This is a genomic window from Rarobacter incanus, assembly GCF_006715765.1.
GTDB classification, from domain to species: Bacteria; Actinomycetota; Actinomycetes; order Actinomycetales; family Cellulomonadaceae; genus Rarobacter; species Rarobacter incanus.
Genome location: NZ_VFNV01000001.1, coordinates 2,292,195 through 2,304,949, shown reverse-complemented (window position 1 = coordinate 2,304,949; position 12,755 = coordinate 2,292,195). Strand labels below are relative to the sequence as shown.

Here is a 12,755-nt window from a genome sequence, read left to right as displayed (position 1 = left end):
AGCACCAAAGGTTGCGGGCGGATCGGTGCGGGCATAACGTTGAGAGCGGAAGTTGCCCGCTCAGACAGGTATCAAAGGAGAAGCCAATGCCTACACCTAACCAGCCAGATGACGCCGAAATTCCCCTGACCCCGGACACGCCAACGGACGAGTCCTCGGGCGCGATCGACATCGCAGACACGCCGGGAACGGCGTCACCTCTAGACATCTAGATCACGACACAGCATCTGGCCGGCGGCTGCGGAGATTGACCCCGCAGCCGCCGGCCTTTTACGCGCACTTCGACGGATAAACTTGACCAAATGCCCCGCAAGAAGCAGCGCCAAGCGCCCCTCATAGTCATCGTGGCGCTGGTCGGCGTGGGCCTTTTGGGCGCGTTTTCGCACAACACCCTCGATGCGAACTCCCCCGCGCCGCCAACCACTGCGGACGGTGCCGATGACACCGTCATCGACGTGCGCGGTCCGGCAGCCCTCGCGCTCGCTCAACTCGCAACGCGGGGCCGTGCCGCCCGCACCGGTTACGACAGGGATTCCTTCAAATTCCGCCAGTTCGATTTCGACCGCAACGGTTGCGACGCCCGCAACGACGTCCTGCGCCGAGATCTGAACGACGTCGTGATCGCGCAAGGGACGCAGGGATGCCTGGTACTGCGCGGCGCGCTACCCGACCCCTACTCCGGGAAAAGTATCCACTTCGTCTACGGCGCGGATACCTCCGCCGCGGTCCAGATCGATCACGTGGTGGCCCTGAGCGATGCGTGGCAGAAGGGGGCGCAGGCGTGGGGCGCGACAAAGCGCCACAGGTTCGCAAACGATCCGCTCAACCTCCTTGCCGTCGATGGGCCGCTCAACACGGCCAAGGGCGATGACGATGCCTCAGGCTGGTTGCCGCCGAACAAGAAATACCGGTGCGCGTACGTGGCCCGGCAAATTGCGGTGAAGTACTCCTACGGCCTGTGGGTGACGGCGGCGGAGCGCTCGTCCATGCAACGCGTCCTGGCCACGTGCCCGGGCCAGCAACTGCCAACCGATGTCACCACGGCCCGCGACTCGCAACCAACGTACCGCGAGCGCGCCTAACCGCGATGCGCGAACCGGCCGGCGCGGCCCGGATGCACATTGCCGCGCGCGGCGATGGCCGCAAGCTGGGCGGCGGCCGGGCCCAGCACGGCGTCTGCGCGCCACACCATCCGCAGCTTGCGCACCAGGCCGATTCCCAGCACCTCCAGGGGCACCAGCACGCCACGGTCGAGTTCGTCGGCGACGGCCAGACGCGAAAGCACCGCAACCGATTCCCCGTAGCGGACCGCCGACTTCACCGCGGCCGTCGAGCCCAGGCACGGGGTGTGCGGGCTGAGCGCGAGGCCGGTCTTCGCCAGTGCCTCCTCCAGCACCTGACGGGTGCCCGACCCCACCTCCCGCACGATGAGGCCGGCGCACAGCAGTTCATCCGCACCGATGGCCTGCCGCCGCGCGGCCGGGTGGTGGGCGCCCACCACCGCCACCAACTCGTCGCGTGCAACCACTCGCGATCGCAACCCGCGGGCGATGTTCGTGCCCTCGACGAATCCGACTTCGATGTCGCCCGCCAGCACAAGGTCCATCACGTCGAAGGAATTCCGGACCACCAACTCCACGTCGGTGGTGGGTCGCACCGCGGATAGTGCAGCCAGCCACTGCGGGGCTAGGTATTCCGCGATGGTCATCGAGGCGGCAACCCGCACCCGTTCGGCGTGCTTGGCGCTCAACGCTGCCACGGCCGTATCGAATTCCTCCATGGCGCCAAGTACATTGCGCGCCCAAGCGGCCACGGCGCGCCCATTTTCGGTCAGTGCGCTGCCGCGGGGCGTGCGATCCAGCAGCCGCACCCCGACCCTCTTTTCGAGTCGCCGCAGCGCGACGGACGCGGCCGGCTGCGAAATCGAAAGCGAGCGCGCCGCCGCGCTGATGGATCCGCACTCATCGACGGCGGCAATCACGTGCAGTCCCACCAGCGAGGTGCGCCCTATCTCTTCAGCCATAGATAAATGTTATACCGATCTAGGCAGGCCGGCCTACCGCGCGCATCCCCGCCACTCGACACTGGATGGGTGAGAACAATCAGTGCACTGCCACCGGCAACCGAACACAAATTGGCCGCGTTCGCTGCGATCGCCCTGCCCCTAACGGTCGCGGGCGCCGTGTGCACTGCGCTATCAAGCGTGGTCCCCGCCCTGTCCGCGATCATCATCGGGCTGGTCGCTGGGCTGTGCCTGCACCCCCTGCTGCTGCGCTCGATAGATCCGGAACGCGGATTCGCGCCTGCCTGGTTCCCCCCTGCGCTCACCAAGCATTCGGGCACCCTTCTGCGCACCGGCGTCGCCCTGCTCGGGCTGAGATTCGCCGCCCGCGACCTCGGCGATCTGGGCGTCCGCGGCCTGCTGATCGTGACCGCGACGCTCACCATCACGTTCCTGGTCACCACGTTGGTCGCCCGCAAGCTTGGCAACGACCCCACCGGTTCGCTGGTCATCGCGGCGGGGTTCTCGGTGTGCGGCGCCGCCGCCGCGTCGACCATGGCTGGCGCGATCCTGGGGCGCGCCGACGAAAGGCGCAGGGAAATAATCGACGAGTACACCGCCGCAACCATCGCGCTCGTGTCCATTTTGGGTATCGTGGCCGTACCCATCGTTGTGTTCGCCGCGCGCTGGATCGGCCTTGCGGACCGGGATGCGGGACTGTGGCTCGGGGCGTCGCTGCCCGAGGTCGCCCACGTCGTCATGGGCGGCGATCTGATTTCTCCGGCGGCACTGGCCGCCGCCACCATAGCCAAGCTCACTCGGGTGGTGTTGCTTGCGCCGTTAGTGATCGTTGTGACCTCGCGCCTGGCGCGCTCGCAACACCCAAGTCTCGGCGCCGCCGCGGGGCGCCGCCGCGCAGTCGCGGTCCCACCGTTCGTCATCGGGTTCATCGCCTGCATAACCCTCGCGTCGGTCTTCACCGCGCCGCACTGGGTGGTGACCGCCGCCACCTGGCTCTCGACCGCGATGATCGCAGGCTCAATGATCGCCGTCGGAGCGAACATTGCGCCGCGGTCGCTGCTGCGGCTATGGAAGACCACCGGGCTCGCCGCACTGAGCGGCCTTGGAGTCGCCCTCGCGGTCCCGTTCGTCCTCGTGGCGGCGACCCGCTGACGCCGCCGCGCCCCGGTCGCTAGTCGGTTGCGTATCGCTGCGCAAACCGCGCGAGAATGTGCCGCGGCACATCCACCGTTGCGCTCTTGACGCGCGCGATGACCTCGTCGATCTCGGCGGGATCGAAGTAGCCCTCATCGCGGTAGGCCGCAATGCGTTGCGCGAAGCCCTGGCTATCGAGTTCGGGGTGGAACTGCGTCACGTACTGGTTGTTTTGGTAACGGAACATTTGCACGGGACACGTCATCGAGGACGCCAGCCACGTGGCCCCCGGCGGCAGCGTACGGCACGCCTCCTTGTGCCCCACAAAGGCGTCGAACGTCCGCGGCAGGCCCGCAAGAAGCGGATCGACGCGGCCCTCGTCGCTGACCTCGATTGTGACCGCACCGACAGGCTCACCGAAGGTGCGATCGACCTGCGCGCCGAGTCGCGTCGCCACCGTTCCGACCCCATAGCAGGCCCCGAAGAGCGGGAAATCGGCAGCGACGACGCGCTCGACGAGCTCACCGATTTCGCGTTCGACGCGCCTTTGCACCGCGGTTTTCGTCTCGTATGGATCGGAGGCGTTGAATGGTCCACCGCCGATGATGATCCCGGAATAATCGCGCAGATCGATCGGTTCCATTGGCCCCTGCTCGGCCCTGACGCGTGCAAGCTGGTCCTCGCGCAGGCCGCTGAGGCGCCAAAACGACTCGAATTCCGCGTCGGCGATGGCATCATCGAAGCGCGTAGCGACTAGGAGGAACGGCTTCATCCATTCAGCGTACCGAGGATTCAATCGAGACGGCGCCCGGTCCACGACCCGGGACACGCCTATCCTGGTAGTGTCGGACCTTCAACCAGCGCGCAAAGGAGCCGCTATGCCCCACAGCAACGAATACCCAACGACTCCCGCAGACCTCACGGTCCCCGCCACCCCCGCAGACCCCACGGCCCCCGCCATCCCCGCGAGCCCCGCCCGCCGGTCGCTCACGCGGCGCGACGTGCCGAAGATCTTGGGGAAGACCGCCAAACGGTGGCTCCCGTTCTATGCGGTGCTCGTCCTCGCCGTTCTCAGTCCCGTGATCACCATGTTGCCGGACGAAGACGGGAACGACTGGCGCGTCGTGGCCCTGCCTATCGTTTTTGCGTACATGGTTGCGCTCGCACCGGTGTTCTACGCCATCTGTGTCGTGCTGGCCGTCATAGGCAAGGTCGCGTTCCGGTGGGCCATCGACAAGGCCGTCTGGGTTGGTGTGATCGCGGGCAGCACCGCAGCCGCCGCATATTTCATCTGGGTTTGGGTGACCAACTAGTCGGTGCACGCGGCGGGGCCCGCGCAGCTCGCCTCAGCGCCCGAGCGCGGACGACGAGGCGAGCTGCGCGGTGAAATCCGTGAGCGCGGAAATGATGGGGATGCCGTCGGCGACGGCGGCGGCCGTGTCCTCGTCGAATGGCCCGCCCCGGCGCGTGCCGGGCCGGTCCAGCCATACCCCGCGCAGCCCCGCTTGCGTCGCCGCGCGCGCGTCAATATCCAACTCGTCGCCGATGTAGGCGCACCTGCCCGGCTCTGCGCCCAGGCGCGCGCAGGCCTCCCGGAAAATGCGCGGGTCAGGTTTGCCCTGACCAAACACGTCCACCCCGACGACTGTTTCCACCAGGTCCGCCAGCCCGACGGCGCACAATTTGCGCTCCTGGTATTCGGTGCGCGCGTTTGTCACCGCGCCGACCCGCACACCGGCCGCGATGGCTGCTTCGAGCAAACCGCGCGCGTCGGGATGCGCCCGCCAGTTGCGCTGGAAGGATTGCTCAAACACGGCGTCCCACGCCGCGAATCCGGCTGCCCCGATCGGGCTGCCCCCGAAGGTGCTTTGCACCTGTTCGGCGCGCGCCAACCGCTGCTCGCCAAACCCCATTTCGCCGCGGGTGTATGCCCGGTAGTAGCCGTCAGGGTCGCGGCGCCACAGGGCGACCACCTCGGCATGGCGTTCGGTCGGCAGATCCGGCAGGTACGTCGCGGCCACGTCGCTGAGCGCCCTGGCGAACGCCCCCTTGGTGTCAACGATCGTGTCGTCGACGTCGACTATCAGCGCCGCCAGGCCGCCCGCGAGCGGCGCGCTCACAGCGAATCGCGCAGCCGCACCAGGCGCCTGAGCGAGGATTCCTTGCCCAGGATCTCCATCGACTCAAACAGCGGCGGCGACACGCGGCGGCCGGTGACGGCGACCCGCAGCGGCGTGAACGCGAAGCGAGGCTTGATGCCCAAGCCATCGACCAGGGCCGCGCGCAGCACCTCCTGGAGCGTGCCGGCGCTGAAATCGTCCAGTTCGTCGATCTTCTCTATCGCCGCATCGAGCGCCGCACGCGAATCCTCGCGCAGCGTCTTGCGGGCGTCGTCGTCGACCGTCAACTCGTCGTCCGCCGTGAACAAGAACCCGAGCATTCCCGGGGCCTCCCCCAGCAGCGTCATACGTTCCTGCGTCAGCGGCGCCCCGGCGTCCAGCTTGGCGCGCTCGTCCGCGCCCAGATCCTCGTAGCTGCCGGTCGCCAACACGCCAGCCGCGTGCAGGTAGGGAACCAAGCGCCGGGTGAAATCGGCGGGGTCGAGCAAGCGAATGTGGTCGGCGTTGATCGCCGTCGCCTTCTTGAGGTCAAAGCGGGCGGGATTCGGATTCACGTCGGCGATATCGAAGGCGGCGGTGAACTCGTCCATCGAAAAAACGTCCCTGTCGGGTCCGATGGACCAACCCAGCAACGCCAGGTAGTTCAACAGCCCCTCCGGGATGAACCCGTGCTCGCGGTGCAGCAGCAGGTTGGATTCGGGATCGCGCTTGGACAGCTTCTTGTTGCCCTCGCCCATAACGTAGGGCAGGTGCGCGAATTGGGGGATCTGATCCGCGTAACCAAGCTCGATCAGGGCCCGGTAGAGCACTATCTGGCGCGGAGTCGAGGAAAGCAGGTCCTCGCCGCGCAGCACGTGGGTGATGTGCATCAGGGCGTCATCGACCGGGTTGACCAGCGTGTAGAGCGGGTGGCCCCCGGCCCGCACGATGACAAAGTCGGGCACCGAACCGGCTTTGAACGTGATCTCGCCGCGCACTAGGTCGGTGAAGGTTATGTCCTCATCGGGCATCCGCAGGCGAATGGAAGGCTGGCGCCCCTGATCCAGAAATTGCTGCTTTTGTTCCTGGGTCAACGTGCGATCGTAGCCGTCGTAGCCCCACTGCGCGGGGCGGCCCGCCGCCTTGTTCCGCTCGGTGATCTCTTCTGGCGTCGAAAACGACTCGTAGGCGTAGCCGTTTTCCAGCAGGTCGGCAGCGACCTTTTCGTAGATACCGAATCTCTCGGATTGCCGATACGGTTCGTAGGGTCCGCCGACCCCGACGCCCTCATCCCACGTCAAACCGAGCCATTGCAGGGAGTCCACCAGCTGGTGGAAGCTCTCTTCGGAATCGCGCGCGGGGTCGGTGTCTTCGATGCGGAACACAAAGGTGCCGCCGGTGTGGCGCGCGTAGGCCCAGTTGAACAGCGCGGTACGGACCATTCCGACGTGCGGGGTTCCCGTCGGCGATGGGCAAAAACGGACGCGGATCGGCGCAGCAGGTGAAGAAGGCATGGGTCAATTCTACGTCGCGGCGACGCGCTGCGAGCGAGCGGCTGCGGTGGCACCGAACTCGCAGGCGCCCGGGTGGCGAGTCACCCGGGCACTGATTCGCGCAGCAGCGCGGGCCAGGTCGCCACGTCCTGCGGCGTCCTGGCCACGTGAAGGGCTGCATGCGGCAAGACCTCGGCGAGTCGGCGCGCGGTCGACAGCGGATGCGACGGATCATCGACCCACCCCAGCAGGGTCACCGGCACGCGAATGCTAGCCAGCTCCCCCGGATCCGGCAGATCGCTTGCCGCGGCCCCCCGAAACGCCGCTGGCAGCAGATCGGCAGCAATATCGGGAACGGTGTGGTCGTCAGGGACTGCGGCCGGCGGACGCGGGGCATCGCGATCCGCGGCCAAGAATGCCTCCATGCCACCGGATTCGATCAGGTCGGCTGCGGCGAGGTAGTGCGACCCCTGCGCGCGGCGCGTCTGCCAGGCCGTCGGCGGCAACAAGAGGGTCAGTCCGTCGAACCGACCCGGGTCCCGCACGGCGGCGTGCAGCAGCGTGCCGGCCCCCATCGAGGTTCCGACGCCGTGCACCGGCTCGTCGGGAAACCAGCGCTCCAGCAGGCACAAAAGGTCCCCCGCCAGTGCCGTCCAGCGAAAGTTATCGGCGACCGGCCTAGCTGTCGAACGGCCGTGCCCGCGCGCATCGTATCGCAGTAGCCTCGTGCCGCTGAGGCCTCGTCCCAGATCCAAACGCAACCGGCGGTCACGCGCCCGGCTCGAGGTTAGCCCGTGCAGTTGGACGACCGGATGACCGCCCTCGTCGCTTAGTTCCACATCCAAGTTCGCACCAGGAACGCTCAAGGTCGGCACGGCGGCTCCCTCCGTAGGCCATCGCGGGTATAGGGACTAGGGTATCGCCATGCGCCTTACAAACGTCGCTCACCTGCGATTACCCTTTGGTCGCCTGCTGTGCTACCAAACCGTCGCCGCAGGCAAGCGCGGTGACCTGCCGATCTCGTTCGATCAGCGGCGCCACGTGCTGGCCGGGGATCGCGACGGTTCGTGGATGGCCTTGTCGTTTCAGCTCAGTGCCGCCGCCAACCGCGCGGAGCTGGCGGCGGCATGGCACGCGGTCGTCGAGCGGCACGGGACGCTGCGCACGGTTTTCGAGATCGATGAGGCGCAGGCCCTGCGCCTGCGCGAGGTCACCGCGTTGCCCGGCGCGTGGGAGGAACACACGATTGCCCCGGGCCAATCGGTCAACGATGCGCTCCGTGCGGTGCTCGATGCCCGCTGTCGGCCACTGAGCCAGCCGTCGCACGCCCTGTGCGTCCTGGAAACCGCGGACGGCCCGACAGTGGTGATAGCCGTCGACCACAGTCACGTCGACATGTGGTCGATGCTGGCCATTTTGCGTGATTTCCTGGCGGCACTCGCTGCCGCCCGCGATGGCATCGGCCCCCAACTGCCGCCCGCCCCGTCGTTCACCGAACACACGCGGGCACTGGCGCGCCGCCCGCGCGCCCCGCAAGACGTGCGCGGGCGCTGGCAAGAAATCCTGGCGGCCAGCGACAACGCGATGCCCCGCTTCCCCCTGCCGCTGGGCGATCCGACTCCCCAGTTGGAGCGCGTCGAGGTGCGCGACGTGTTGGACGTCGACGACGCGGCCGCCTTTAGCGCGCAGGCCCGCGTCGAGGCAGTATCCACGCTTTCTCTCGCAGTGTCGGCCATGACGGCGATCACCCGCGAACTTGCAGGCACGCCCCTGCGAGCGGTATTCCCCGTCCACAGCCGCTACGACGCGACGTGGCACGACTCCGCGGGCTGGTTCATCACCAACTCCGTCATCGAATCGGGCGACCCGGCGCCCGCCGCCTGCGCGGCAGCGGTCAAGGAAGCGATTCGGCTGGGGTCGTGGCCGCTGGCGGACATCATGGAACCCTGGGGCGGAATGCCGGAGGCACCCGGAATGTTCGCCATTTCGTGGCTGGACCTGCGGCGCCTCCCCGTCCAGGTCGATGCGGCCGGCCTCCAGGCCCAGTATGTGGGCGCTTCGATACGCACGGACGGGGTGATGCTGTGGTTCATCCTCGACCAGTCGGGCCTGCACCTGCGGTGCCGCTACCCCGACACCAAGCTGGCGCGCGAACATGTCGGCGGTTGGCTGGACGCACTGGTGGAACGCCTGCGTGCCACCGCTCGCACCTCGGTGCGGTCGCATCTCAAGGTGGGCGACGAATCGTTCACGATCGCGCGGGCCGGGCGGGCGGACGTTGCGGACATCGTTGCCTTGCTCGTCGACGATGAGCTTGGCAGGCACAGGGAGATGGACGAGACCGCCGCCTACTTAGCCGCGTACGACGTAGTGGTGCTCGATCGCTCGCAACATCTCGCGATTGTTCGCGACAGTCGGGGCCGGGCCGCCGGAACCATGCAGCTCTCGCTCATTCCGGGACTGACCAGGGGCGGTGCCACGAGGTTGCAAATCGAGGGCCTGCGCGTCGCCGCCACCCGGCGTTCGCGGGGCTTGGGTTCGGCAATGCTGGAGTGGGCGCACGAATACGGGCGCACGCGCGGGGCGCAGCTTGCGCAGGTGACTACCGACGAGGTGCGAGCGCGGGCACGCGCCTTCTACGCCCGGCACGGTTACGACACCAAGCACGTCGGACTGAAGCGAACGCTGTAGCAACCGGATCGGGTCCGCGGAACCGGACAAATGCCGCAGGCTTCATCGCTTTGGGTCCGGGACGGACGCGGGGTTCCACATTGACGCAACTTTGTGACAAGGTAAGTTCATGAGTGCTACCCAGACACCGCCGTCTCAGCCTTTGCCCATCGCGGATGGAATTTTGCAGGCCGTCGCCGACGGCACGTACTACGATCCGCATGCGGTTTTGGGGTACCACCCTGGACCCGACGTCGGCTTCGCAACGATCCGCGTGCGCAGACCGCTGGCCGATGAGGTTGTCATCATCACGGAGTCGGACGAGTTCCCCGCCTCCCACGAGCATGCCGGCGTTTGGTTCGCCATTGTTCCGCAGGGATCCACGGACTATCGCGTTCGCACGCGCTACGGCGTGCACACCCAAACGGTGGACGATCCCTACCGGCACCTGCCGACCGTGGGCGAACTCGACCTGCACCTTATCCGCGAAGGCCGCCACGAGCAGCTGTGGCAGGCGCTGGGCGCGCGGGTGCTGTCGGTTCCGTCCAAGCTGGGCGGGGAGGCGGGAACCGCGTTCAGCGTGTGGGCGCCCAACGCCCAAGCCGTTCGCGTCGTCGGCGACTTCAATGGGTGGGATGGCCGCAGTCACGCGATGCGCTCGCTGGGTAGCTCCGGGGTGTGGGAGATTTTCATCCCCGGCGTCGGGGCCGGGCAGCGGTACAAGTTTCAGCTGCGCCACCCCGACGGCCAGTGGCGCGAAAAGGCCGACCCACTGGCACGCGCGACGGAGATTCCGCCGGCAACGGCGTCGATCGTCGCGCAGTCTACCTACGAGTGGGCCGATGGCACGTGGATGGAAGATCGTGCAGGGGGCGACCCGCACACCGGACCGATCAGCGTCTATGAGGTGCACCTGGGATCGTGGCGGCCGGGCCTTTCCTATCGGGAGCTGGCAACCCAGCTGCGCGACTACGTTGCGGAAATGGGCTACACGCACGTCGAGTTCCTGCCCGTCGCGGAACATCCCTTCGGGGGGTCGTGGGGCTACCAGGTAACGGGCTATTACGCCCCCACCTCTCGTTTCGGTTCCCCCGATGATTTCCGATTCCTGGTCGATAGCCTGCACCAGGCCGGAATCGGTGTCATCCTCGACTGGGTTCCCGCGCACTTCCCCAAGGACGATTGGGCGCTCGCGCGCTTCGACGGAACCCCGCTGTACGAGCACCCGGATCCCCTGTTAGGAGAGCACCCCGATTGGGGGACGTACATCTTCAATTTCGGGCGCAACGAGGTCCGTAACTTCCTGGTCGCGAACGCGGTGTATTGGCTCGAAGAGTTCCACGTTGATGGCCTGCGCGTCGATGCCGTGGCCTCCATGCTCTACCTCGATTACTCGCGCGAGGCGGACCAGTGGCGGCCGAATAAGTTCGGGGGACGAGAAAACCTCGACGCGATCCAGTTCCTGCAGGAGGCGAACGCGACGGCCTACCGCCGCGCGCCGGGGGTCATGATGATCGCGGAAGAATCGACGGCGTGGCCCGGAGTCACCTCCCCAACCAGCGCCGGTGGGCTTGGATTCGGCCTGAAGTGGAACATGGGCTGGATGAACGACACCTTGCGCTACCTCGAAGAATCCCCCATCAACCGCCGATACCACCACGGCGAGATCACGTTCTCGATGGTGTACGCGTATTCGGAGCGGTACGTGCTGCCCATCAGCCATGACGAGGTCGTGCACGGCAAGGGCTCGCTGTTGCGAAAGATGCCCGGCGACGAATGGCAGCAACACGCCGGCGTCAGGGCCCTGTTCACTTACCAATGGTCGCACCCGGGCAAGCAACTAACCTTCATGGGAACGGAATTTGCCCAGGGCACCGAATGGAGCGAATCACGGCCGCTCGATTGGTACGTGCTGGACTATCCCAGCCACCGCGGGGACCGCGAGGCAGTTCGCAAGCTCAACGAGTTCTACCGCGCGCACCCCGCGATGTGGAAGCTCGATCACGACCCTGCCGGGTTCCAGTGGCTCGATGCATCCGACGGCGACAACAACACCCTGTCCTATATTCGCCGCGACGGGGAGGGCAACGAGGTCGTTGTAATCATCAACTTCGCCGGCGTCCCGCACGAGGGATACCGGATCGGGCTACCCGCCGCGGGCGCATGGCGCGAGGCGTTCAACTCGGATGCCCTCGAGTTCGGCGGTTCCGGGGTGGTCAACACCGGCGCCTTGGTCGCCGAGCCGACGCCGTGGCACAACCAGGCTCATTCCGTCGCGCTGCGGGTGCCTCCCCTGGGCGGATTGTTCCTGGTACGTGCCACCGCGTAACAGCGTTTGGTGGTGGGCTGGGCGGGACGCTCACCCCACCACCACTGCCGCCCCTAGAAAAGGGCTGCCGCCAAGCGGCGGCGCGCCGGTGGCACCCGCGGGTCGTCGGCGCCCAGCAGCGTGAAGTAGTCCAGGAGCCGTGCCCGCACGCGGTCGCGGTCGTCACCGCAAGATTCGGTGAGCAGGTCGAGCAGCCGGTCAAGAGCGTCCTGGACCTTGCCGCCGGCTATGTCCAGGTCAGCTACGGCAAGCTGCGCGTCGACGTCGGCCGGCAGATCGGCTGCCGCCTTGCGGATCGCAGCGGCGTCCGCCCCCTGCAACCGCAGCAGCAGGGAGGCCTGGGCCAATCCCGCGGCCGCGTCCTGATCGCGCGGGTCCTGCTGCAGCGCCTGTTGGTAGGCCTGCACCGCGCCCTGCGCGTCGCCCTTTTCCAGCGCATCGAATGCGGCCTGGTGCAACGGCGGCAGTGGCTCCGGCGCGGGCTCGGCGTCCGGCTCCCCGGCCTCCGCGTACGGCGCCTTCCCGGTGACGCCGTTTGCCTGGGCCGCAGCAATAACCTGCCCCACGACATCGCGAATCTGCTCGATGTCGGCCGTTCCTTGGAACATGGGCACCGGCTGCCCACCGATGACGGCGACCACCAACGGCACGCCCTGCGCTTGCAGCGCTCTGGCGATGTTAGGGGCGGCCTCGGCATCGACGCGGGCGAGCTGGAACGCGCCGCGGGCCTCGTCCGCAAGCGCCGCCAGGTCGCTGGCGACCTGCTGGCACGCCGGATCGGCCGGCATCCACACCAGCATCAAGACCAGGTAGTTGGCCGATCCCTCGATCACCTGCTGAAAATTGGAATCGGTGACGTCGACGACGTAGCCGTTCGCGTCACCGCCTCCCGCACCGTCAGCGCGGGGCGCAGGCGCCCCCAAACCCGACAGATCTACAGCACCCCGCATGGAAATGTGCGGCTGTGGAGGTTGCGACATGTTCAGTCCCTTTGTATGAATGCTTGC

The 12,755-nt window shown here is 67.2% G+C and carries 12 protein-coding genes; 6 read left to right on the top strand and 6 right to left on the bottom strand.

The genetic code is table 11. From position 1 onward, the window contains the following. Positions 1 to 86: 86 nt before the first annotated feature. Together FB389_RS10875 and FB389_RS09515 are read left to right on the top strand one after the other, a co-directional pair. Positions 87 to 212: a hypothetical protein gene (locus FB389_RS10875; RefSeq protein ID WP_281282039.1), complete on the top strand. Its 126-nt coding sequence runs from the start codon at positions 87 to 89 to the stop codon at positions 210 to 212. Between the two features lie 90 nt (positions 213 to 302). Continuing rightward, positions 303 to 1,082 (top strand): HNH endonuclease family protein, encoded by a 780-nt coding sequence (locus tag FB389_RS09515; RefSeq protein WP_142113074.1) that lies wholly within the window; start codon positions 303 to 305, stop codon positions 1,080 to 1,082. On the opposite strand, the gene FB389_RS09510 is transcribed toward FB389_RS09515, so the two are convergent. Next, complete coding sequence (locus tag FB389_RS09510; protein WP_142113072.1) at positions 1,079 to 2,023, bottom strand: LysR family transcriptional regulator; 945 nt, start codon at positions 2,021 to 2,023, stop codon at positions 1,079 to 1,081. The two genes, FB389_RS09515 and FB389_RS09510, sit on opposite strands and share 4 nt — an antisense overlap. 69 nt (positions 2,024 to 2,092) lie before the next feature. Between FB389_RS09510 and FB389_RS09505 the strand changes: the two genes are divergently transcribed. Beyond that, positions 2,093 to 3,175: a YeiH family protein gene (locus FB389_RS09505; protein WP_170207949.1), complete on the top strand. Its 1,083-nt coding sequence runs from the start codon at positions 2,093 to 2,095 to the stop codon at positions 3,173 to 3,175. Between the two features lie 19 nt (positions 3,176 to 3,194). Here the strand turns inward: FB389_RS09505 and FB389_RS09500 are convergent, their stop codons facing one another. Next, a complete protein-coding gene (locus tag FB389_RS09500; RefSeq protein WP_142113068.1) occupies positions 3,195 to 3,929 on the bottom strand; it encodes a glutamine amidotransferase in 735 nt (244 codons plus the stop codon). A gap of 106 nt (positions 3,930 to 4,035) precedes the next feature. Here FB389_RS09500 and FB389_RS09495 point away from each other — a divergent pair, with 106 nt between their 5' ends. Further along, entirely contained in the window at positions 4,036 to 4,470 is a 435-nt protein-coding gene (locus FB389_RS09495; RefSeq protein ID WP_142113066.1) for a hypothetical protein, read from the top strand. Positions 4,471 to 4,503: 33 nt separating this feature from the next. On the opposite strand, the gene FB389_RS09490 is transcribed toward FB389_RS09495, so the two are convergent. The 3 genes from FB389_RS09490 to FB389_RS09480 form a co-directional block, all read right to left on the bottom strand. Next, entirely contained in the window at positions 4,504 to 5,277 is a 774-nt protein-coding gene (locus FB389_RS09490; protein ID WP_142113064.1) for an HAD family hydrolase, read from the bottom strand. Continuing rightward, complete coding sequence (gltX, locus tag FB389_RS09485) at positions 5,274 to 6,770, bottom strand: glutamate--tRNA ligase (RefSeq protein WP_142113063.1); 1,497 nt, start codon at positions 6,768 to 6,770, stop codon at positions 5,274 to 5,276. Before gltX ends, FB389_RS09490 begins: the two co-directional genes overlap by 4 nt. A gap of 80 nt (positions 6,771 to 6,850) precedes the next feature. Then, a complete protein-coding gene (locus FB389_RS09480; protein ID WP_142113061.1) occupies positions 6,851 to 7,624 on the bottom strand; it encodes an alpha/beta fold hydrolase in 774 nt (257 codons plus the stop codon). A gap of 49 nt (positions 7,625 to 7,673) precedes the next feature. Here FB389_RS09480 and FB389_RS09475 point away from each other — a divergent pair, with 49 nt between their 5' ends. Then, positions 7,674 to 9,440 carry a GNAT family N-acetyltransferase gene (locus tag FB389_RS09475; RefSeq protein WP_142113059.1) on the top strand — a complete coding sequence of 589 codons (1,767 nt, stop codon included), beginning with the start codon at positions 7,674 to 7,676 and terminating at the stop codon, positions 9,438 to 9,440. Positions 9,441 to 9,549: 109 nt separating this feature from the next. Continuing rightward, positions 9,550 to 11,748 (top strand): 1,4-alpha-glucan branching protein GlgB, encoded by a 2,199-nt coding sequence (gene glgB / locus FB389_RS09470; protein WP_142113057.1) that lies wholly within the window; start codon positions 9,550 to 9,552, stop codon positions 11,746 to 11,748. Positions 11,749 to 11,801: 53 nt separating this feature from the next. On the opposite strand, the gene FB389_RS09465 is transcribed toward glgB, so the two are convergent. After that, a complete protein-coding gene (locus tag FB389_RS09465; RefSeq protein ID WP_142113055.1) occupies positions 11,802 to 12,728 on the bottom strand; it encodes a tetratricopeptide repeat protein in 927 nt (308 codons plus the stop codon). Between the last annotated feature and the right edge of the window lie 27 nt (positions 12,729 to 12,755).

Coding starts and splice junctions, on each gene's coding strand:
- glgB (WP_142113057.1), top strand. CDS start 9,550: ATGAGTGCTACCCAGACACCGCCGTCTCAGCCTTTGCCCATCGCGGAT.
- FB389_RS09510 (WP_142113072.1), bottom strand. CDS start 2,023: ATGGCTGAAGAGATAGGGCGCACCTCGCTGGTGGGACTGCACGTGATT.
- FB389_RS09495 (WP_142113066.1), top strand. CDS start 4,036: ATGCCCCACAGCAACGAATACCCAACGACTCCCGCAGACCTCACGGTC.
- gltX (WP_142113063.1), bottom strand. CDS start 6,770: ATGCCTTCTTCACCTGCTGCGCCGATCCGCGTCCGTTTTTGCCCATCG.
- FB389_RS09475 (WP_142113059.1), top strand. CDS start 7,674: ATGCGCCTTACAAACGTCGCTCACCTGCGATTACCCTTTGGTCGCCTG.
- FB389_RS09515 (WP_142113074.1), top strand. CDS start 303: ATGCCCCGCAAGAAGCAGCGCCAAGCGCCCCTCATAGTCATCGTGGCG.
- FB389_RS09465 (WP_142113055.1), bottom strand. CDS start 12,728: ATGTCGCAACCTCCACAGCCGCACATTTCCATGCGGGGTGCTGTAGAT.
- FB389_RS09500 (WP_142113068.1), bottom strand. CDS start 3,929: ATGAAGCCGTTCCTCCTAGTCGCTACGCGCTTCGATGATGCCATCGCC.
- FB389_RS10875 (WP_281282039.1), top strand. CDS start 87: ATGCCTACACCTAACCAGCCAGATGACGCCGAAATTCCCCTGACCCCG.